This window comes from Sphingobacterium sp. UBA7038 (assembly GCF_002494055.1).
In the GTDB taxonomy this organism is placed as follows: Bacteria; Bacteroidota; Bacteroidia; order Sphingobacteriales; family Sphingobacteriaceae; genus Sphingobacterium; species Sphingobacterium multivorum.
On record NZ_DLAV01000021.1, the window covers coordinates 20,517 to 44,145 of the forward strand.

Consider the following 23,629-nt stretch of genomic DNA (forward strand, 5'->3'; position numbering starts at 1 on the left):
TTTAATGGACATCAAAAAAGCCCCATAAAATGAATTATGGAGCCTTTATTAAATTGGGATAAATTATCTTATTTATTTATACATTTCTTCACGTTGTGCTTTCACTACATCGCTATTAATGTATTCATCGTAAGTCATCAATTTGTCGATGATACCTTTCGGCGTCAATTCGATGATTCTATTGGCAACAGTTTCAGTCAATTCGTGGTCACGGGATGTGAACAACATGGATCCTTTAAAATCAGACATTCCATTGTTCAATGCAGTGATAGATTCCAAGTCCAAGTGATTGGTTGGTTCATCGAAGATCAGGAAGTTGGCACCTTGAAGCATCATACGGGAGAACATACAGCGCATTTTTTCTCCTCCCGAAAGCACAGATACTTTCTTCATAACCTCTTCACCGGAAAATAACATTTTCCCCAAAAATCCCCGTATAAACTGTTCATCTGCTTCTGGGTTAGTTGTATATTCTCTCAACCAATCAACCAAATTATCACTTTTTCCTTCAAAGAACGCGGCATTTTCAATCGGCATATCGGCAGGAGTGATGGTAACGCCCCATTTGAATTCGCCGCCGAAATCGGTGTCTCTACCAGTGATAATATCGTAAAATGCTGTGGTAACCAATGAATTTGGACCTAGAACAGCGATTTTATCGCCTTTATTAATCATAAACGTGATATCCTTAAAGAATACCTCGCCATTGACCGTTTTGCTTAATCCTTCAACTTGTAGCGTTTGATCTCCTGGTTCACGATTCATGGTATTGAACATGATGGCAGGATATTTACGGTTGGATGGTTTAATCTCGTCAATATTGATCTTATCCAAGGCTTTTTTACGAGAAGTAGCCTGTTTGGATTTGGAAGCATTGGCAGAGAACCGACGGATAAATTCCTGGAGTTCTTTTACTTTATCTTCCATCTTCTTGTTTTGATCAGAACGTTGCTTTAACGCTAATTGAGAAGATTCGTACCAGAATGAGTAGTTACCCGTATAGATTGTCATCTTACCAAAATCAATATCCACTGTATGCGTACATACAGCATCCAAGAAGTGACGGTCGTGGGATACAACGAGGACGATTGCTTCGTAACTCGCTAAAAAATCCTCTAACCATGCAATGGTATTAATATCCAAATCATTGGTAGGCTCATCGAGAATCAAAATATCGGGTTTACCGAATAATGCTTGCGCTAAAAGTACGCGCACTTTTTGGTTACCGTCGATTTCAGAAACCAACTTATAATGTAGTTCTTCTTTAATACCCAAACTGCTCAATAAAGTTGCGGCATTTGATTCGGCATTCCATCCATCCATTTCAGCAAAAAGACTTTCCAATTCGCCGGCACGTTCGCCGTCGGCATCAGAGAAATCCTCTTTCATGTAAATGGCATCTTTCTCTTTCATGATTTTGTAAAGCTCTTGGTTACCCATCATGACAGTTTCAAGAACAGTAAACTCGTCGAAAGCATAGTGATCCTGACTTAAAACAGACATGCGTTCGCCTGGCGTGAATGCCACTGAACCTGTCGAAGGATCAACTTCCCCTGAGATAATTTTTAAGAAAGTAGATTTACCTGCTCCATTAGCGCCAATAATACCGTAACAGTTTCCAGGTGTGAATTTTAGATTGACATCTTCGAATAGTACACGTTTACCAAAACGAAGGGAGAGATTTGACACATTAATCATGCTGCAAAGATACGTTTTAATATTGTATTTTTAACTATTTACGGTGATCAGTTTCAGGAGAAATTGCGGAGAGTAATGTTGGGGAAATCAACTGTTTTTAGCTTCTTTTGAAAACATGTATGGTCTGAAATTTCAAAGGATGAAGAGGATCTTGAAATGACGTGTGAAATCCGGCAATGTGTGCAAACAAGGAATTAATAAATTATAAATATTGTGTTGGTGATTTAAATTGGCTTCTTTTTTGTGGACAAGAGCTGAAATGAAATCAATTATGAAAAGAAATAGAATAACCGGTGTCGTTATACTTACAGTTGCTTTTTTATTTAATATCCAAGGAGCCTCGGCTCAATTTGGAGGGCTATTGGATAAGGCAAGCAAAGCCGTTGCTTCCAAGGGAAGCAAAATGTTGGGTTTGGATAAACTGCTAAAGGAACCAGAAGCGATTAGTACAAGTTTTGAAGATGTAAATAGGAAGGGGGAGCAAATGCCCGATTTTCAAAATACGGCTGTTTATAAACCTTTAGAAAATTTGCAAAAGAATGGCAATGATGGTTACTTATTGGAGGCTGGATATTTTGAAATGACCAATAAGAGCTATTGCTTGAAAGCAGGTACTTATGCGCCTTCGAAAGGTGATGGATATATGTATGCACCTACATTGGGCAAGAAGAGAGAAGTAGTCATTGCAATTTTGAAAAGTGCTGAAAAGCACCCGGAAGTTGCACAATCTGACATACAGATGCTATTGTGGACGATCATAGCGAAGACAAAATTTATTGATTATTCGGGTCCGGTGAAAGAGACAGCCTTAAAATTGCTTACAGCTGAACAAATTTTGCATTTGGAAGGTGGTGCGCTCGGCGTTTTGCCATTCGATGTTGTCCAAAAGGCAAAAGACCAAATGCCTCCTGCAGTACAGACAATCTTTGAAGCGGAAAATAATATTCGGCAGCTCGTTTCCTCAGGAAACTATTCGTACGCTGATTTTGAACAATATGCAATCTTAGCTGGTATGGCTGAACCTCGTACGGACGTGCCAAGTGGTATTTGGACGCTTCACCCCGATGGTTATTATGTTCGCTATTTTCCAAGTGGTTATGCGATTACCAAAGTTCAGGTGTATGTCCCTCAAGAGTTGATTACAAAATTGAATGGCAAGAAGCTTGTATACGATGCAACAGACGATATTGCATGTCCGGCAAATACGGGATCGCAACGATTAGCACAAACGAATGAACCGATTCGTGATTAAGATGTGAGGCATTGAAAGGTCGATAGGAAAGAGAAGGGTATAAAGAGGAAATTTAATGAATANNTATTCATTAAATTTCCTCTTTTGCCTCCTGTATAATATATAAACAATGACAATAATAGCGATGATTGCTAAAATAATGTAATGGGAACCTGAATGTTGGGTTTTATCCTCTGTCGTCTGCGCATATGTAAAATTTGCCACGAAAAGAAGTACCATGAAAATCCACTTCTTGCACATAATAAACGGTTTATTAACTATAGTAGCAAGCTAAGTATTTTTTGCAACAAAGCCAAATTATTTCATTAAAAAATGACAAAGCTTTTTATAAAAATTTAATGTATAATGTCTGTTTCTCCCATTTGATTTGTTAGGTTCGAAAAATAAAAGGGTAGCTACATTGGATATAGCCCGGGATATCGTCGCTCGAATTCGGTAAATGGTCCTAAAAATCGTATCTTGTGAACCTTTGTAAGCGTTTTTAGATATTCAAATCATGTCAAAACTTATCAATTTAACTGTCTTTAGAGAATTCTTAAAATCCAGCTTTGCAGGTGGAATTATACTTTTTTCCTGTGTTATTCTAGCATTGATCGTTGCAAATACACCTTTGTATGCCAGTGTAATGGAATTCCTGAACAAGGAAGTAGGCTTTGAGAGCGATCATGTTCATTTAAAATATTCGTGGTTATTGTGGCTCAACGATGGTTTGATGGCTATTTTCTTTTTACTGGTGGGGCTCGAGATAAAACGTGAAATTGTAGAGGGTGAACTCTCATCGCCAAGTAAAGCAATCCTGCCCATTTTGGCTGCGGTTGGTGGGGCACTTTTGCCAGCCATCATTTATTTTGTATTAAATCAGGGAACCAATACGGCAAACGGCTGGGGTATCCCTATGGCGACGGATATTGCATTTGCTTTAGCTGTTATCACGCTTCTGGGAAATAAGGTTCCTGCCAGTCTTAAAATCTTTTTGGCTGCTCTGGCCATTGTTGATGACTTACTTGCCATTTTGGTCATTGCGATCTTTTATAGCAATGGTATTCATGCGACCTATTTGTTTATTGCTTTAGGCATCTTTCTGTTTTTGATCGTGTTGAATAAACTGGGCGTTAAAGCGATATGGGCTTACCTTATTCCGGGTCTATTTATTTGGTACTTTGTTCACCACTCGGGAATTCATGCAACAATAGCTGGCGTGTTGGTGGCTATGACGTTACCAACAACACCGGATGCGGAAGAATCTCCCCTGGAAAAATTGGAGCATCTATTGACCAAACCCGTCAATTTTATTATCATTCCGCTGTTTGCATTTGCGAATACGCTTATTCCAATCCATGGGGAAATGATTGGTGGTTTGACTTCAAAATTGGGGATTGGTATTATCTTTGGTCTTATCGCTGGTAAATCAATTGGTATATTTTTGATCTGTTATATTGCGAAGAAGTTGAAGATTGCGCAATTACCGGAAGGGGCTGGCTGGAAACAGATTTTTGGAGTAGGCTTATTGGGGGGAATCGGTTTCACGATGTCGATCTTCATCTCGATACTGTCTTTTGATGATAGCATGCTGATTGAAGAGGCCAAGTTCGCGGTTCTGATCGCTTCTTTATGTGCCGGCCTGCTAGGCTACGTCGTTTTGAGCGCTGTGTCAGCTGCAAAGAAAACAGGGGTTATTGATTAGATTTTGAATAGATAGCAGTCGAAGGTTAAAGATTAATCCTATTTGGGCATCTATTTGAAAGCGGATAACGAGCTATAGGTATTAATTTTAGACTTTTATGAATTAGATTTAGTAATTTAGGGCACAACAATAAAAACAATACGTTGAGATTTGATGAATTTGGCTTTGTTCCGGCTTTGGAAGAAGGTTTAGAAAGTATGATGTTTGAGGAGGCTACGCCGATCCAAGAACAGACCATCCCGATTATTAAAGAGGGAAAAGATATGATTGCCTGTGCACAGACAGGTACAGGTAAAACAGCAGCTTATATGTTGCCGATCCTCGATGCAATAGCACGGAATTCAAGGGAATCTATCCTCGCTATTATCCTTGTTCCGACCCGGGAACTTGCTATGCAAATTGACCAGCAGATTATGGGCATGTCTTATTATACGGGTGCAACATCCATAGCCATTTATGGTGGTGGTGATGGTATGGGGTATGAACAGCAAAAACGGGCCATACGAGAGGGGGTAAATATTATTGTTGCTACGCCGGGAAGGTTGATAAGCCATCTTACCTCCATGAAGATTGATCTCTCTCATTTAAAGCACTTTGTTTTGGATGAAGCCGATAGTATGCTGGATATGGGATTTCAAGACGATATTTTACGTATTGTAAGTTATCTACCGAAGAAAAAGCAGATGCTTTTGTTTTCGGCGACGATGCCGATGAAGATAAGGTCTTTTGCCCGAAAAATTCTGCAAGAGCCTGTGGAAGTTAATATTGCCATTTCTAAACCTTCGGAAGGGATAGATCAACGTGTATATCTTGCGTATGATCAACAGAAAATGGAGCTTCTGAAGAATATACTGAAGGATCCGAACTATGTATCTGTTATTATTTTTGCGTCCCAAAAAACTACGGTCAAACTTCTCGCTCAGGAATTACAGAAGCAGGGGATTGATGCGGAGGGTTTCCATTCGGATCTCGAGCAGTCGAAACGGGAAGATATCATGGCTAGATTCCGGTCTCGTCAGGTACGGGTATTGGTAGGGACAGATGTGATATCTCGCGGTATCGATGTGGTGGGGATCAGTTTGGTCGTTAATTACGATGTTCCACCGGATCCGGAAGACTACGTACACCGTATTGGACGTACGGCACGGGCAGCAACTACAGGAACAGCCATTACCTTTGTCAATGAGAAAGACCAAAACCGTTTCGCTCAAATCGAGAATTTAATAGGTTATCCGATTGAACAACTTCCATTGCCAGAGGGGTTTGAAGCGGGACCTACTTACAATCCTGCCAAAAAGAATCCACAGCATAAGAAGAAGCGTTTCAATAGGAATAAAAATAAAAACTATCAGAAAGCTAAAAGAGCCTGATTTTAAAATACAAAGCCCCCATATGAGAAAAATATGGGGGCTTTGTATTTGAGTATATATTGTATTTAACTTTTATTCAACAGTCCATACGGCCAATTCATATCCATCAGGATCCTGGAACTGAAATCTTTTTCCTCCGGGAAAGCTAAAAATATCTTTTAATATGGTCCCGCCAGCACGGATAACCTGATCACGAGTAGCCTGTAGATCGTCGGCATAGATAACGACGAGAATACTGCCATTTCTGGGGTCACCAAGTGTAAAACCACCATCAACATATTTTCCGCCAAAAGCCGTATATGCTGGTCCGTAATCCGTAAACTCCCAACCGAAACTCGTTGAGTAGAATGCTTTGGCACGTTCAAGGTCGCTTGATACAAACTCAAGGTATTGGATCTGCTGGTTGACAAATTTGTTTTCTGTACTGCTATTGCTCATAACGGAACTATCTATTTAATGTATATATAATAAATTGCTTGACCGGTTGTGCCGGTTTTGGAATTAAAACCCGAATCGTTTCATAAATATAATGCTTTGTTGAAAATGACACACATTTTTCTTTTCAACATGTTTTTTCGGGGCTACCTGTTTATCGGGGCTACCTGCTTGACACAAGGAGGAAACAATATTCATTTCCCAATCTTCGTTGGACTGGGAAATGAATGGAGGTTGTTAAGCGCTCTTTTTACTGCTGATCCAATACTGCAATAACACAGATGAAACAACCAAAAACAGTCCAACATAGAAGGATAGGTTTAATTCTCTTGCTTCATTAAGAAGTAAAAATGCAATCAAAATAGCATATACTGGCTCAAGATTTAAGCTTAAGTTCAATGTAAATGCTGATATCTTCTTTAAGATTTCTGTAAATGCGAGATAGACTCCCACAGTGCAACATAAAGATAGGATGATCAGATAGAAAATATCCAGGGCATTGGGAATGAAAGTGCTGATTGGATAGTGCTGAATGTAAAAAGGAAGTAGACATGCCAGCCCTATTGTTCCACCGATCATTTGATAATAATTAATGCATATTGCATTGTACTTTTTGGTCAATTTTTCATTGTGAACCGCATAGAGTGAGGCAAAAGCCGGAGAAATTATCCCTAAGACTATGCCAAGCTGGTGTGAGGTATCGAAGTGAAATATCAGTGCTATCCCACACAACGTAAGTCCACTCAACAGAAGTTCAGACAATCTAAATTTCGTTTTATTGATCATCGGTGCAAAAATAGCGGTAAAAAAACTTGCCATACAGTAGCAGATTACGCCGATGGAAATGTTTGAATATTTGATGCTAGCATAGAATAATAGCCAGGATGCTGTCAATAGTAGCCCATTTTTTGCAATATGCAGTTTCTCTTTGAAAGTAAAATCTGTAGGTATTTTATACCATTTTAGAATAAAAAATAGGATAGCGGCAGCTAAAAATACACGGTACCATGTGAGTATCCCCTCGTTGAGTGAAATCACTTTTCCAAATACGCCAGATAGTCCCAGGCACAGCACAGCAAGGTGCAGCATGAAATATGAATGTTTCATAAGAAATTGTCTTCCAGTTCCGCCCAATAAGGACGAAAGATGTTAAATAATAAAATTGATAGAAAATAAGAAGCACAGCAAATCGGTCCATTTCTGGTATTGGGCTTCAGTAATATCGGGAAAAAATATTACGCTACTGGAGGAGGAAGACAACTCGTTCTATTCATCATATTTGTATTTACCCGAAGATAGGGAATTTTGGGCGCAGCTGCAAAAAAGTAATGAAAAAGCCCCTAGGAAGTTTTTGCTTCTAGGGGCGTATATTTATTCAGTTGCCTTTATTTTGTGCTTTTTATTTTCTGCTTTTATGGCGTATTTGGCGGTAAAGTATCCGTTCCGCCCCCCAGTGCACGGTAAAGATCTATGGCCGCATTGAGCTTTTCCCGTTTTACTGTAATACGTTCCAAATCATTTTGAAGTGCATTGTTTTGGGCAGTTATCACTTCCAAATAGTTTGCCATCCCACTTTTGTAAAGTAAGGCCGCATCAGCGGTGGCTTTGGCGAGGGCATTTGATTTGGCGTGGATAAGTCGCAGGCGCTGTTCTGTATGTTTGATTTTTGCCAAGGCATCAGAAACTTCCGAAACTGCGATCATAACCGACTGTTTAAACTGCAAAGCTATCTTTTCGCGTTCGATGACCGATATCTCATAGTTTGTTTTCAAGGCCCCTTTCTGAAAAATCGGTTGAGCAATATTCCCTGCTATTGTTTTCACAATAGAACCCGGTAGATCAAACCATTTGCTAAATTGAATGGAGTTTGTACCAATGGATGGAGTCAAGCTTATGGAGGGGTACATTGCTGCTTTAGCGAGTCCCATTCTGCTTGTCGCAGCCACAACAGCGTATTCAGCTGCTCTGACATCTGGTCTGCGGCTTAATAGTTCGGCCGGTACCCCTGCGGCAAGTCCGTCTCCAACAATCGTATCATCTAAACTTGCTGTACGTTGAATGCCCTCGGGGAAACCTCCGCAAAGAATGCTCAGTGCATTTTCTTCGACCGCCATATTTTGATGGGCTAGGGGAATTAATAATTCAGCAGTTTTCTTCTGAGCTTCGGCTTGCTCCACAGCAAGCGAACTGACCAGTGATGAGTTGTATTGCAAACGTATCATATTCAGTGTGCTATCGCTCAATTGAACATTTCTTTGTGCAATCTTAAGCTGTTCATCCAAAGCAATCAGATTGTAATATGACTGGATGACCTGTACAATAACCCGGGTTTTCAAAGCCGATAAATTTTCCTTTTGGCCAAAAAAATTAGCCAAGGATTCTTCTTTTTGCATTTTTACCTTTCCCCATATATCGGCTTCCCAAGACAATCTGAGCGTAGCACTATAATCGTCCATATGAGGCGTCCCGATAAATTGGTCACTTAGTGAGCCATTTAAAGAGTTGCTCGATAACCAGGTTCTATTCGCTCCAATACTTAAATCAGCTGTTGGTAGTAATCCTTTCTTAGACTGCTTGTACGCGAGTTCCAATTGTTGCATGTTCAGGAGTGCTACATTGACGTCCGTATTATTGGACAAAGCCTTTTCAATGAGTGATGTCAACAGGGGATCCTGTACAAAGTTACGCCAGGATAGCTGTAGCGTATCAGACGTCACGACAACCTCGCTGTTTTTGAAATTTTCGGGCATTGCTATCTCCTGACGGGTGTATTTTTTGCCCACGCTGCATGCGGACAACAACAGGGTAGTGCTTGCGAAAATTGTTATATAGTGATGAAATTTTTTCATTTTAATCGTTTGTATTGTGTACTGTATTGTCCGTAAGTTTTTTACCCGAAACTTTTTCTTGCAAATATTGGAACACCAGGTACAGTAATGGTATAATAATTACCCCAAGGATAACACCGCTTAACATACCCATTGCTGCTCCTGTACTGATGGAATGGTTACCTGTAGCCGTTCCGCCGGTCGCAAACATCAAGGGGACCATACCCGCAATGAAAGCCAATGAAGTCATCAAGATTGGGCGTAGACGAGCTCTTGCGCCTTCTAAAGCCGAATCAATGAGTGAGGAGCCTGCTCTTCTCCGCTGTAAAGCAAATTCAACAATCAAAATGGCATTTTTTGCCAAAAGACCGATGAGCATGATCAAGCCGACCTGGACGTAGATATTGTTGTCCAATCCAATAGCACGTGTTCCTAGGAAAGAGCCGATCATCCCTGTTGGGATTGATAACAGGACGGCAAGAGGCAATAAGTAACTTTCGTACTGTGCTGATAGTAAGAAATAGACAAATAGCAAGCTTAATGATAGGATAAGTACGGTTTGATTGCCTGATGACTTCTCTTCCAAACTAAGTCCTGTCCATTCGTAGCTGTAGTCTCCCGGTAACTTGGTCAATACATTTTTCTCCAATGTTTCCATGATAGCACCATTACTGATACCAGGCGTACTAACAACGTTTATCGTGAGCGAATTGTATAAATTATAACGGGTTACCGACTCAGGACCATACACTTTACGAAGTGTGACCAAGGTATTTACAGGGACCATTTGGCCAAGATTATTCTTGACAAATATTTCGTTGAATGCTTCTTTATCGGTTCTATAAATGCCATCAGCTTTAACTGCTATCCGATAGAATTTACCGAAACGATTGAAATTCAATGATTGGTCACCCGCAAAGTAAGTTTGAACGGACGAAAGCATTTCACTGACATCTACGCCAAGTTGGGCCGCTTTGTCTTCATCTACTTCTAACTCCATCTGTGGATAATCTGCTCTGAACATGGTATAGGCAAATTGCACTCCCGGTTGTTTCATAATCTGCGCAATAACGGAGTCGGACATTGCTTTGAGCTCTACCGGCGATTTACCAGCTCTGTCCTGCAAAACGAGTTCCGCGCCATTCATCATACCATAACCATCAACAGGAGGGGAGCGAAATGCCATTGCGTTACCTTCTTTGACACTGGATAATTTTTGTGAGATAACTTGGTGAATCTGATCAATATCGTTCATCTCACCACGTTTCTTTTTATCTTTCAAGCGTATAAATCCTGTCGCATAGGCTGCGCTGGAGTTGTTACCGATCATATTGAATCCAGTAATACTTGTATGGCTTTCAATCGAAGGGATATCGGCCAGTAGTTTTTCGATTTTTTCGACTGCTTTTGTTGTTCGGTCCAGTCCCGTTCCTGGGGGCATTTCCAAACTGTATACGACAAAGTTATCATCTTCCATTGGTACGAAACTTTTGGAAGTGCTTGTCATGAGGTACCCCGCAACGCCAATTGTAGCCAGGATCAAAAGTGACGAAATCCATTTTTTCTTTGCCAGGAATTTTAATGAACCAACGTATCGATTGGTCATGTTTTCGAAGCCTGCGTTAAACGCTTTGAAAAAACGCTGAGAAAACCCAGTTTTTGAGGTCTGTCCATCTTGATTTTCGGCGTGTGTATTTTTAAGTAATAATGCACATAGTGCAGGTGTCAGCGTCAAGGCATTGATCGCAGAGATCACAATGGCGATCACAAGAGTATAGGCAAACTGTTTATAAAACATGCCCGATGAACCTGTCATAAATCCAATGGGAATAAAAACTGCACACATCACCAAGGTAATGGAGATTACAGCTCCAGTGATTTCACTCATGGCACTATGGGTAGCCTGTTTACCTGTTAAATTGGAAGTCTCCATCTTTCCATGTACTGCTTCGACAACGACAATTGCATCATCGACAACAATAGCAATGGCGAGTACGAGGGCAAATAACGTCAATATATTGATGGTAAAGCCAAATACGAGCAGGAAGAAGAAGGTACCTACGATAGCTACAGGGACTGCAATTGCTGGAATAATAGTCGATCGTATGTCTTGTAAGAATACAACGAGGAAAACCAAAATGAAGGCTTCAATTAATGTCGAGCGTACTTGGGCTGTACTTTCATCCAAGCGCTCCTTGGTACTGATCAATTTAAAAGTCTTGATTCCAGGAGGGAATGAGCGTTGCGCTATTTCAATCTGTTTGTCAATTTCAATTTCATTGGCGTTGGAGCCTGATGTCTGGAATATACCGATGGTGACGGTATTGAGACCGTTATTTTGGGAATTACCGCTATAGCTGATCGAGCCAAACTCAATACGTGCCACATCCTTTAAACGTACGATCTGGACATTATTGTTTTTAACGATAATGTTTTCATACTGCTCTGGAAGATTCTTTTTCCCCTTATAGCGTATAACATATTCAAGAGGTGCTTTTGATTCTTCACCTAATTTTCCAGGTGCAGATTCCAGACTTTGTTTGGAAATTGCAGCGATGACTTCTTGCGGCACAAGTCCATAACTTGCCATTTTTTGCGGATTCAACCATACACGCATCGAATAATCTTTGGAACCAAATACCATCGCCTGACCGACCCCGGGAACACGCTTGATCTGTGGGATCAAGTTGATGTTCACATAATTCTGTAAAAATAGTTCATCATATTTTTTATTATCTTCTGTATAGATATTAAATATCATGATCATACTATTTTGTTGCTTGGAGGTTGTTAATCCCATCCGGACAACTTCCTGTGGCAAGATCGGAGTAGCCTGTTGTACTCTGTTTTGCACGTTGACGGCTGCTTGATCTGGGTTTACACCTGCTTTAAAGACAATGCGCACAGAGAATGTACCATCGTTACTTGCAGTCGATGTAATGTATTCCATGTCCTCCACACCATTGATTTGTTCTTCAAGGGGTGTAACAACTGATCTCAATACTGTTTCACTATTTCCTCCGGGATAGCTTCCGGTAACTTGGACAGTGGGCGGGGCGATATCCGGGAATCGCGTTTGGGGCAGCCTAAAAAGACCGATGACCCCCAGTATGACAAATATGATCGATATAACAGTTGCCAAAACTGGCCTGTCAATAAATTTCTTTAACATTTTAGTATAATTTTTATAAAGCTTATAGTACCATTTTTTAAAAGTGCATACGGAACGTATAGGCGTGTTACCGCTCTTTGGACGTTGCAGCTTTTGCCATGATTGCTATTGCCTAGATTTCTCCCAAATATTTAAAAAGGAACTTTTTCAGCAGCTCTGTTGTTGCTATTTACGCTCCATCTGGTTACATGGTGGATTTTTTAGTCGGTTGAACTTGCATTCCATCGTTAAGCATGTCAATTCTATTCATAACGATTTTTTCACCAGCTGTAAGTCCTGATTTAAGTAAATAGGCGTTGGCTGTATTTCCCGCAATTTCAATCTGTTTCATGGAAATTTTGTTCTTTTCGCCAATAACATAAACGAAGTAGCGATCTTGAATATCCTTGACAGCCGCCATAGGTACCAACAAAACGTTTTCGTGGGTTTTTTTCAAGATTACTTTGGCTGAACCACCCGAACGGAGAATTTTATCAGGGTTGGTGAAACTTGCTTTAAGTGCCATGCTTCCGGTTGTTCTGTCGATGTTACCACTGGCTAATTCTACTTTCCCCGAATGGTTGTATGCCGTTCCATCAGCTAGTAATAGCGTTGCTTGTTGATTGGATGATTTGTTATTCTGATCTTTGATAAAGGCTATAAAATCGGCCTCACTCAATGAAAAATACACATTTACGGTATTGATTTCAGATAGCGTTGTTAACGGTGTCGCATCTGCTGCGGTAATTAAATTTCCGATCCGATTAGGAATACGGCCGATATAACCACTCACTGGTGCATTGATCAACGTAAATTTGGCATTTATTTGAGATGAACCGAGTGCAGCTTGTGCTTGCGCTACCTGTGCTTTAGCTGCGGCATAATTGGCCTCTGCAGTTTTTAACTGTAATTCGGTATACACTTTACCTTCAACAAGTGGTTTGATTTTTTCAATGTCCAATTTCGCGTTTTGTTCTGCCGATAAAACAGCTTGGTAAGCTGCCTTGCTGTTGTTTACTTGTTCGTTGTAGACATCAGCTTTTATTTTGAAAAGGGGTTGACCCTGGGATACATAGTCTCCTTCTTTGACATAAATCTGATCCAGATATCCCGTTACTTGCGCTTTGACATCGACGTTGACGGTCCCCTCTAATGTACCAGGATATTTTTTTTCGGTCTCCGCGTGGGTAGGAGATAATTCGATAAAGTCAACAGTAACTGCCTGCTCTTGCGGTTGTTCTTGGTTGCCTCCACAGGACGATAATAATGCTGCTGCTGTAATAAATGTAAGGAAAGGTTTTAAAGTCATCGTTCTTTGTGCCATTTTATCATTTTATAATGAAACAAAGAAAAGAATTCTTTTAAGCCATAAGGCAAAGAAATCTACCGAGACGTTACAATTGCTTACTGAAACGTCACAGTGATGAGCTGAATTTTACGATATTAAATGGTACGATCCAATTGTGTTGAAGATATTGGTCTTATCGATTGACATTCCTTCTTCATCGCGAAAAACTTACTTTACCTTTCTGACGAAAAAAGGAGCAAGCGGATCAGTTTAGCATTAATAGTCTAACCAATTTTTTAGCAGTTGAGCCTTTTCTCTGCTCACAAGGATTTCCACTTGATCGTTATGTTTAATTTCTATTTTTAGTTTTCCGTTGAAGTGGTTATGTAATCTTTTGATCGCATCTATATGTACAATGAATTGCCTGTTGGCGCGAAAAAATACTTTTGGATTCAATTGCTGTTCGAGTTCTTCCATTGTTTGAGGGACAATTTCGACAGTACCACATTTGAGTTGCGCATGGGTAAGTTTAAATTCGGAGTAAAAGTATAATATTTCTTCGACGAGAATGGTCTTATAACCGTCTTTGAATGGAATTAGAAAACGTGAGCGAAAATCTTTTGGATAGATAAAATCCAATAAACCTTGAAGCGGTTGTTGGTTGATCTGGAGATCTTTTTGATAGTCAAGTTTTTGGATGGCATTTCCCAGCTCTATTTTTTCTACAGGTTTGAGCAAATAATCTATGCTATTGAATTTAAAAGCCCTCACAGCGTATTCGTCAAATGCTGTTGTAAATATGATTGGGCAGTCTATTTTTATAGTCTCTAATATTTCAAAGCTTAAGCCATCGGATAAACGAATATCCATCATGACCAGGTGGGGAAGTTCATTGCTATTGAACCAATTGATGCTATCCGCAATATTATCAAGTACATCCAAAATAACGATGGATGGTTTTATTTCTTTCAAAAGTCGCTTTAAACGATCGGCATTGAGTTTTTCGTCCTCGATGATTAATACTTTGGTTATATTCATTATGCTTGCGCTAAAAGTGGGAGGATAACGTTAAATGTTTTGCCATCATTCTTTATTTGCAGTTTTAAGTTGGATAGCAAATCGTATCTTTTAATGATGTTTGAAATTCCGATTCCCGATGATTCGGATACATTCTCAATAGGAATTAATATATTTTCAACAACAAGTTGATTCTGGGCGTTGGTGTAGACTTTAATTTTCAGCGGTTTTCTCTTATTTGTCTGATTATGCTTTAATGCATTTTCTACCAATAACTGTAAGGTAAGAGGAGGTAATTGGCAATTGCGTTTGGCGGGATTGACGTTTATTTCGAAGTTTACCCCATCGCCAAATCGGTTTTTGATGAGAAATATGTATGAATTTAGAAAGTTGAGTTCTTCTTCGAGTGAGATAATGTCCTTTTTGGAATTGACAAGAAGGTAGCGATATATTTTGGAGAAGTTTTCTGCATATTCATAGCCTAATTGTTGGTCTTCGAGGATGATTTCTGAGAGCACGCTCAGGTTATTAAAGACAAAATGGGGGTCGATCTGTAATTTTAACGATTGAAGTTCTGTTTCAAGAATGACCTGATCAAGCTTTGCAGCGCGCATGGATTCATTCTTCCAGTTGGTGATCAAATGACTACCAATATTGATCCCCATGATCATCAACGCAATCAATACACTGATTGTAATGTTTTGAATCATCCCCCTTTTTTCCTCCAAAGATGGGGCTATAGTAACATTTTGAGGTCCAAAATAATATTTTGAAATCAGGTACTCCAGAAGTAAATTGATAAAGAGTACTGCAAAAAGGTTGATGACGGTTTCAAGTAGAAGTCGCTCTGTCGGACTATCTTTCCAGGTTAAGAACTTATTAAGCTTGTCATGGACAATGATACTAAATTCGGAAATGATAAAGCTATAAATGATCGTAAATGTCCATTCACCGAGTATTTCAAACATATTCCGTTTAAAATAGCCATCCCAGCAACTCGAGAAAGGATCAATAATATAGGCAACGAGATAAATAAGCAGAAAGGACAGAAAGGTAAATATCAGCCTTTTTTTATTTGTACTAATTAGAGTCTTATCGTTTTTATAGATCGCTATATCCTGCATTCTTTTAACTTATCTGTATCGGTGAAATCTATGCAAATTTCGTAATTCCTTTTAGTATTGGACGACAAATTTCTGCTGAAGCGTATAAAGCCCTGACTGAAATATCAATTTGATGCACTCAGGCGTATATTGACGAAGGCTGATAGATGATCTAACCTTGGCCTATCAGTGTATAATTCATAATGAAATCCCTGTGATATTTTTTTAATATATTGTAAATCTTGTAGTTATCTTTTGTTTTATAATCATTTGATCTAATCGTGTCAAAGAGTGACTTTGAATATGGAATTCGTTTTTAGCGATAGACAGAAAGGCTTGACATCATTTCGTCAAGCCTTTCTGTTTTATTGTGGTTACTATTTTTTCGATGTGTTATCTAATAAATTATTTTGGCTCTTGATGAGTTGTTGGTGTATGGATGATATCGAAATAGATCGTTTTGTCATTAGCGTTTGGATAAACTCTATAAGTGAATTCTTTCTTTGTTAATACCGTAATATCAACCACACGAGTAAACAACGTTTCTCCAGCAGCATTTTTAGCAACAATTGTTCTCGTTTTACCATCTGCAGATACGGTCCAGTCGCCGTGCATTTTTGGAGAATTGTCAAGATTGAACATTGTAAAAGTACCATCAGATTTGAAATAAGCAAATCCTACAAAATTTGCCACGTTAGCATCTGTTAATACTACACTTTCACCTTTATTATTCTTTGCGTTTGTTGTTTCCCATGGCGTACTGGCTAATATTTCGCTTGGGGTAAGCTGGGGTTCAACAACAGTTTCATCATCTTTACTGCAGCTCACCGCTACTAATGTGCTTAAGGCGATACATACCGCTAGTGCAATCTTTTTTAAATCTCTCATTTTATAAAATTTATATTATGAAACAAAAGTAATCGCATTGGTTCAGTTGCATTTGTCTCTTTTATTCCAAGGTTTGAAGGATTTATAAATTGAATGCGATCGGGTTGTTGAAGAAATTCTAAAAAATAGAAAAAGCTTATGTATTGCCTGATTTGAAGTTTGCTTTACAGGGCGTTATGTTAAAGGTGGTGTAAAAATGAACTTAGGATAAAAATAAAACAGGGGACCCTAAGGGCCCCCCATCTACCAGATATGTATAATAAAATTAGAAAATTGCTTTTTATACCGTATTAGTTATTGCTCCATCCACCTCCCAATGAGCGGTATAGATCAACAACAGCAGAAAGCTCCGCTTTTTTTACCTGAGCAAGTTCGAGCTCACTTTGTAAGATATTGCTTTGCGCTGTAATTACTTCCAAGTAGGTGGCCATTCCTGTTTCAAACAAAAGATTGGCATGCTTTGTCGCTTGCTTTAAACGCGTCGTTCTATCCGAAGTAATCTTTTGTTTTTCTTTCAATTTTTGAATTGAAATTAAAGCATCGGATACTTCCCCAGCGGCTGAAATTACTTTTTGCTTGAAGATCAATACATTCTTTTCTTGTTCGACACGCGCCAGCTCATATTGCGTTTTTAATTCCTTGCGTTGGAAAATAGGTTGTGTAATACTCCCTGTAATTGCACCAAATAATGACGCGGGCAAGTTGAACCAATTACTTGCTTTGAATGCGTTTACGCCAGCTTCGGCACTAATCACCAAGGAAGGATACATGCGCGCTTTTGCATACTGTTGATAGGCCTGTGAAGTTGTAACAGCTAGTTCGGCCTGTTTTACATCCGGACGGTGGCTCAACAAATCAGCTGGTATGCCAGTTGCTAGCTCTTCGGGGAACTGGATGTCTGTCAATTTCTCCGCTGTCTTAATCTCTTGTGGGAGTTTTCCGCTAAGAATCTGAATGGCATTTTCCTGAATAGTGATCTGCCGTTCAAAGTCAGGGATTAACGCCGCTGCGGACAATCGTTGCGCATCAACCTGTTCCAACGCAAGCAGCGTAATGTCACCAACTTCATATTGCTGTTGGACGATGCGTAAGGTTGTATCGCTTAATTGCAAGTTTTGTTTGGCAATATCACGCAATTGATATAGCATCAGCAGTTGATAGTAACCTTGTGCAACTTGTGCAATTAATTGGGTTTGAATTACTTTTTTAGCTTCTTCTGTCTGCAGATAGGAAGCTAAAGCAGCGATATTTTGATTTTTGATTTTACCCCATAGATCGGCCTCCCAGGATAAACCTAAGGATGCCGTATAATCCTCCACATGATGTTGGCCTAAAAACTGTCCGAGGCTCAATCCATTCATACTGTTATTGGATGGATTGGTGCTATTTCCCCTGATCTGTAGCTGGGCTGAGGGAAGATAGTTCGCTTTTGCTTGTTTCAGGCTAAGTTGAGACGCTTCTATGTTTTTCAGTGCTAGCTTCATATCTAAGTTATGTTGTATTGCACTGTCAATCAATGTCTGTAGGATTTGATCTTTAAAAAAATCACGCCATGGAATAGAGCCAATGCTAGTTTCCTGCGGAGCTTTAGCTTGGTCGCGGTACTGTTCGGGTAAGTTAGGGGCAAGGTGTTGATTGCTGACCAACTTATCTGTTTTACAGGACCATGCGACAAAAGATAAGATGAAAACCGTCAGTAACTTTGCTTTACTATTCATATATTTAAATTTTGTCATGATATACTAATTGTTTGTATGCACGGGTATTTCCAACGAAGCGGTCTCGCTTTCATACTGCTTTTGCTTCGGGACACCAGCTATTTTCTCTTGGATAAATTGGAAGAAAATAAAGAGAATCGGGATAATAAAGAGTCCTAAAACTACTCCGGTGAACATCCCACCCGCAGCGGCAATACTGATGGAATGATTTCCTTGAGCAGACGGACCTACGGCTGTCATCATTGGAATCATACCAACAATAAAGGCTAAAGAAGTCATGATAATAGGCCTCAAACGTAATCTTGCGGCTTTAAGTGCAGCGCTAGGAATCGATAGCCCCTGTTTGCGCCCCTGAATAGCAAATTCCACAATCAAAATGGCATTTTTGGCCAGTAAACCAATCAACATGACAAGTGCAACTTGTACATAGATGTTGTTGGCGATATCAGTGAAGCTAATTGCTGCAAAGACGCCAAATATGCCGGTTGGAATGGAGAGAATAACCGCTAATGGAATGATGTAGCTTTCATATTGTGCCGCAAGCAAGAAGTAAACAAATATCAGACAGAGAATAAAAATCAATGTAGACTGTCCTCCGGAGACAATTTCTTCCTTGGTCATACCTGAGAATTCATAGGTAAATCCAGTAGGCAATTGTTGTTTTGCAACTTCCTCAACTGCACGGATAGCGTCTCCAGAACTATATCCGGGTTTTGGTATTGCATTTATGCCGATTGAATTAAACAAGTTGTACCGCGATGCTGTTTCCGGTCCATATACACGTTCTAATTTGACTAATGTATTGATGGGAACCATATCACCTAATCTGTTTTTTACAAAAATACCGTCCATTGAAGTAGGTTCACTTCTATCCTTGGCATCAGCTTGGACCATCACACGATAGTACTTTCCAAAACGATTAAAATCTGAAGCTTGGGCACTACCAAAATAGGCCTGCATGGTTTGTAATATACTTTTTGTGCTTACGCCAAGTTGCTCTGCCTTGATATCATCTACCTGGAGCTCATATTGTGGATAATCCGCTTTAAAGGTTGTGAAAGCCATCATGATTTCAGGACGTTTCATCAGTTCGCCAATAAACTTCTGGCCTACGCCACTGAATTTTCCAAGTTGTCCACCGGTTCTGTCCTGCAATACCATATCGAGACCGTCAACATTACTGAACCCTGGTACTGTAGGGAAGGTAAAGACAAAGAAATTTGCACCTTTGATATTTGCCAGGCGTTGATTCACATCGGCCATAATCGCATTGATGTCTTTTATCTGACCACGTTCTTCATGTGGTTTAAGGAGGATAAATGCAACACCCGCTGAAGGACTTGTGGATTGTGTTAAAATATTGAAACCAGCAAGTACATTTAAAGTTTTGGTAAAATCAGCATGTTGAAGTTGCTTCTCAGCTTCGGCTAATGCCCCAGAAGTACGATCTAACGAAGCGCCTGCAGGCATGGATAAAGAAATGGCAATAAATCCTTGGTCTTCCGACGGAATAAATCCAGTAGGTGTTTTACGGATCATAAATATTGTCAAAAGTAGGGTAATCGCCAATCCTGCAAATGCAACCCACTTGTAACGGATCAAGAAGCGTAGACTACCTAAATAGTTTTTAGTCAACCGGTCAAATCCAACATTGAATCCAGCAAAGAAACGTTCCTTGAAATTAAGTTTCTTAGCATCAGAATGACCATGATGCGTTGGTTTTAAGAAGAGTGCACATAACGCAGGACTTAGTGTCAAGGCATTAATTGCTGAAATAACGATTGCAATCGCTAACGTGAAAGCAAATTGTCGGTAAAACACTCCGGTAGAACCTTCCATAAAGCCGATGGGAAGGAATACGGCAGACATCACCAATGTAATCGAGATAATTGCCCCGGTGATTTCGCTCATGGCAGATGTTGTAGCGAGCTTAGGTGGGAGATTTTCATGTTCCATCTTGGCGTGCACTGCCTCGACGACCACAATTGCATCATCGACGACAATCCCAATGGCGAGCACCAGGGCAAACAAGGTCAATAGATTGATTGAAAAGCCGAAGAGCTGCATGAAGAAAAATGTTCCAACGATGGCTACTGGTACTGCAATCGCTGGTATTAATGTCGATCTAAAGTCCTGAAGGAATAGAAAGACAACTAAAAATACCAATATAAATGCTTCAACTAGTGTATGTTTTACTTGGTCAATAGATTGATCAAGTGCATCTTTTGTGTTGTATAAAACGAGATATTTGACACCTTTCGGAAAGCTTAAAGAGGCTTTCTCCATGAATTTTTGAATCGCGATCTGAATTTCATTTGCATTCGAACCTGCCAGCTGCATTACCCCAATATTCAATCCTGCTTTGCCATTGATACGGGTGTGGCTCGCATAGGTATAGGATCCCAGTTCAACACGAGCGACGTCTTTGAGTTTAAGTACTGAACCGTCAGTGTTGGAGCGGATAATAATATTTTCGTAGTCACTTGGTTGGTTGAGTTTACCTTTATATTTGATCACAAATTCAAAAGCTTCACGGCTGCTCTCGCCGAATTTACCAGGAGCAGCTTCAACGTTTTTATCTTGAATTGCAGCCATAACTTCCTCAGGCGTTAGTTTATAGGTCGCCATTTGATTTGGATTAAGCCATACCCGCATGGAGTAGTCTTTGCTACCACCAAACGCCAATGCTTGTCCAACACCAGGTATCCGTTTCAGTTCGGGAATAATATTGATTTGCGCGTAGTTGGTAATAAAGGTCTGATCGTATTTACTCTGATCTTCCGTATAGAGATCCAATACCATGATCAAGCTGTTTTGCTGTTTTGCTGTTGTAATTCCGGCTTGTACAACCTCAGCGGGCAATTGGCTGGTTGCCTGAGCCACACGATTTTGGACGTTCACAGCAGCTTGGTCAGGGTCAGTGCCAAGTTTAAAATATACGGTAATCATTAACGAGCCGTCGTTACTGGCAGTAGAGCTCATGTAGCTCATATTTTCAACACCGTTGATTGACTCTTCGAGTGAGGGAGCTACGGCACGGAGTACCGTTTCGGCATTTGCCCCAGGATATAATGCCGTTACTTGCACCGCGGGCGGTGCAATATCGGGAAACTGCTGCAAAGGCAGTTTAAGGATACCAATCACCCCCAATATGACAAGTAATATGGAGATAACGGTAGCAAGTACAGGTCTTTCTATAAATTTCTTAAGCATGTGATTTTCTAATATTATAATGAATTGATGCTATCCCTTGATAAAGCTTGTGGCGTAATTTTCTGCCCATCCTGAAGCAGGTCAATGCCTTTGTAGACAATCCGATCTCCCGCATTCAGTCCTTTGCTTACGAGGTAATTTGCACCACTTTTTCCGATGACAGTAATGGGCTGTTGAACAACTTTATTTTCTTTGCCAACGGTGTAAACGAAGATTTTATCCTGCATTTCAAGGGTAGCAAGTTGAGGTACCAATAATGCTTGTGCATACTTCTTCTGTAGTCTTACACGGCCGGTATTTCCGTTACGTAAAACCCCTTCCGGATTGTTGAACGTCGCGCGGAGGGTAATCGCACCGGTATTTTTGTCAAACTGGCCATCCACCATATCAATTTTTCCTTTCTGATCATAAATTGTCTGATCCGAAAGAACTAAGCTGATCGGAGGTAGGTTGTGAAGCTTTTGTTGTAAATTACTACCTTCTGTATTGTTTTTGAATGCGATAAAGTCATTTTCTCCCAATGAGAAATAGACATGGAGATCCCTTACATTTGACAATGCTGTAAGTGGTTGGGAGTCTGTAGGTCCCACCAAACTCCCTTGTTTGAGCTGCAATCTACCGATGTATCCTTCGGCTGAAGCCCGTATTAGCGTGTATCCGACATTGATTTTTGCCGTTTCAACCGCCGACAGTGCCAGTTGTACATTTGCTCTAGCGGCGTTACGTGCGCTAATTGCAGTTTTTAACTGAAAGTCTGTCAGTACTTTGGTGTTCACCAGCTTTGTTTTCTTTTCCACTTCTAACTCGGCGTTTTCCAAGGAAGCTTTTGCTGCTAGCAAATTTGCCTTCGCTTGATTTAATTGTTCCTGATAGGGGCGGTCGTTAATCTTAAAAAGCGCCTGACCTTTATTTACTTTAGCACCTTCATCGACATAGATGTTTTCCAAAATCCCTTCGACTTGTGGCCTGATCTCAATATTGGCCGAAGCTTCAATAGTTGCTGGATATTCTTGATAAACCGTCTCGTTACCATTCTCGATGGTAACGACCGGAAGGTTAACCGGTTGTGGATCAATGGGTTTGCTCGTGCCTGTTGAACAACTATATAGAAAGATTGCACTGAGCACATATGCAGTCTTTACGATATTAATTCGTTTAACACTGTTAAGTGTTGGAACGTAAATCCTTTTAAGACTTGGTGATAGATTTGTTTTCATGTGATATTAAAAATTGAAGTTTTGGTATATTTAACGGTGTTAGATTTCTTAACGTTGTATTTTTTGGTGTAAAAAAATTAATCAGTCAGGGAGCGTGTGATGCCGTAAATAGCATCCTTTAAAACCTCTTGATTGGTATTGTCGCCATTGCCTTGGTTTACCAAATTGATCGAAATCAATCCATGTATAATTGACCAGTACGTAAAATACTTCCTGCAGATCAATTCTTCGGATGGGTTTTTCTCTTTCATGATTTCACGGATGACATCACTTATCAATTTTCCATGGGATTCAGCACATTTATAGGTTTTTTCAAAACCACAACAGGCCGTTCCCACACCGAACATTAATTGGTACAATTCGCGTTCTTCGAAGGCGAAATCCCAATAGCTAAACCACATTGCTTCTAATTGTTTCTCCAAATCGGTTTCAGTTGATTTGGCTTGTTTTACTTTTTTGGCAAGCAGGAGATAACCTTGGTTAGCAAGCTCCATCAGAATGGCATCTTTATTGGCGAAATACTCGTATATCATGGGGGCAGTATATTCGATGATATCTGCAATTTTGCGCATACTCAAGGCCTGCCATCCTTCTTCTTTGACGATTTGGAGCGCAGCATCTAGAATATTAGTTCTATTCTCATCTTTGAGCCGTTGTATGCGTTCTTTGCTACCCATGCTAATGCGTAAATAATTTAACAGTGTTAAGCAAAAGTGATACTTTTAATTTTATTTATTGACATCTAAAAGTCATTAAATAAAAATGTA

At 39.9% G+C, this 23,629-nt stretch carries 16 protein-coding genes; 3 read left to right on the forward strand and 13 right to left on the reverse strand.

Annotated features, from left to right (window positions below):
- Positions 1-72 precede the first annotated feature (72 nt).
- Entirely contained in the window at positions 73-1,698 is a 1,626-nt protein-coding gene (locus tag B3H30_RS14440) for an ABC-F family ATP-binding cassette domain-containing protein (protein ID WP_070565495.1), read from the reverse strand.
- 271 nt (positions 1,699-1,969) lie between these two features.
- Between B3H30_RS14440 and B3H30_RS14445 the strand changes: the two genes are divergently transcribed.
- The 3 genes from B3H30_RS14445 (at position 1,970) to B3H30_RS14455 (ending at position 6,004) form a co-directional block, all read left to right on the forward strand.
- Entirely contained in the window at positions 1,970-2,950 is a 981-nt protein-coding gene (locus B3H30_RS14445) for a hypothetical protein (RefSeq protein WP_112376167.1), read from the forward strand.
- 496 nt (positions 2,951-3,446) lie between these two features.
- Positions 3,447-4,634, forward strand: a complete 1,188-nt coding sequence (gene nhaA / locus B3H30_RS14450) for a Na+/H+ antiporter NhaA (protein ID WP_070565493.1) — start codon at positions 3,447-3,449, stop codon at positions 4,632-4,634.
- Positions 4,635-4,777: 143 nt separating this feature from the next.
- Entirely contained in the window at positions 4,778-6,004 is a 1,227-nt protein-coding gene (locus B3H30_RS14455; protein ID WP_046674542.1) for a DEAD/DEAH box helicase, read from the forward strand.
- Between the two features lie 72 nt (positions 6,005-6,076).
- Here B3H30_RS14455 and B3H30_RS14460 read toward each other — a convergent pair whose 3' ends face one another.
- The 12 genes from B3H30_RS14460 to B3H30_RS14515 form a co-directional block, all read right to left on the reverse strand.
- Positions 6,077-6,442 (reverse strand): VOC family protein, encoded by a 366-nt coding sequence (locus B3H30_RS14460; protein WP_046674543.1) that lies wholly within the window; start codon positions 6,440-6,442, stop codon positions 6,077-6,079.
- 234 nt (positions 6,443-6,676) lie between these two features.
- Positions 6,677-7,546, reverse strand: coding sequence for a DMT family transporter (locus B3H30_RS14465; protein WP_070565491.1), 870 nt, complete (start codon positions 7,544-7,546; stop codon positions 6,677-6,679).
- Positions 7,547-7,851: 305 nt separating this feature from the next.
- Complete coding sequence (locus B3H30_RS14470; protein ID WP_070565489.1) at positions 7,852-9,288, reverse strand: efflux transporter outer membrane subunit; 1,437 nt, start codon at positions 9,286-9,288, stop codon at positions 7,852-7,854.
- A 1-nt stretch (position 9,289) separates the two neighbouring features.
- Positions 9,290-12,439: an efflux RND transporter permease subunit gene (locus tag B3H30_RS14475; protein WP_070565487.1), complete on the reverse strand. Its 3,150-nt coding sequence runs from the start codon at positions 12,437-12,439 to the stop codon at positions 9,290-9,292.
- 184 nt (positions 12,440-12,623) lie between these two features.
- Positions 12,624-13,742, reverse strand: coding sequence for an efflux RND transporter periplasmic adaptor subunit (locus B3H30_RS14480; protein ID WP_286834527.1), 1,119 nt, complete (start codon positions 13,740-13,742; stop codon positions 12,624-12,626).
- Between the two features lie 240 nt (positions 13,743-13,982).
- Entirely contained in the window at positions 13,983-14,744 is a 762-nt protein-coding gene (locus B3H30_RS14485; protein ID WP_070565483.1) for a LytR/AlgR family response regulator transcription factor, read from the reverse strand.
- Positions 14,744-15,847, reverse strand: coding sequence for a sensor histidine kinase (locus B3H30_RS14490; protein WP_070565481.1), 1,104 nt, complete (start codon positions 15,845-15,847; stop codon positions 14,744-14,746). The genes B3H30_RS14485 and B3H30_RS14490 overlap by 1 nt, the downstream gene beginning before the upstream one ends.
- A 384-nt stretch (positions 15,848-16,231) precedes the next feature.
- A complete protein-coding gene (locus B3H30_RS14495) occupies positions 16,232-16,714 on the reverse strand; it encodes a DUF4822 domain-containing protein (RefSeq protein WP_070565479.1) in 483 nt (160 codons plus the stop codon).
- A gap of 290 nt (positions 16,715-17,004) precedes the next feature.
- Positions 17,005-18,432, reverse strand: coding sequence for an efflux transporter outer membrane subunit (locus B3H30_RS14500; protein ID WP_070565683.1), 1,428 nt, complete (start codon positions 18,430-18,432; stop codon positions 17,005-17,007).
- Positions 18,433-18,456: 24 nt separating this feature from the next.
- A complete protein-coding gene (locus B3H30_RS14505; protein ID WP_070565477.1) occupies positions 18,457-21,645 on the reverse strand; it encodes an efflux RND transporter permease subunit in 3,189 nt (1,062 codons plus the stop codon).
- A 14-nt stretch (positions 21,646-21,659) separates the two neighbouring features.
- On the reverse strand, positions 21,660-22,862 hold the full coding sequence (locus B3H30_RS14510) for an efflux RND transporter periplasmic adaptor subunit (RefSeq protein WP_286834532.1): 1,203 nt from the start codon (positions 22,860-22,862) through the stop codon (positions 21,660-21,662).
- A gap of 77 nt (positions 22,863-22,939) precedes the next feature.
- The gene (locus tag B3H30_RS14515; RefSeq protein ID WP_046674552.1) at positions 22,940-23,539 is read right to left on the reverse strand and encodes a TetR/AcrR family transcriptional regulator; all 600 of its coding nucleotides are present in this window, start codon (positions 23,537-23,539) and stop codon (positions 22,940-22,942) included.
- Positions 23,540-23,629: the final 90 nt, after the last annotated feature.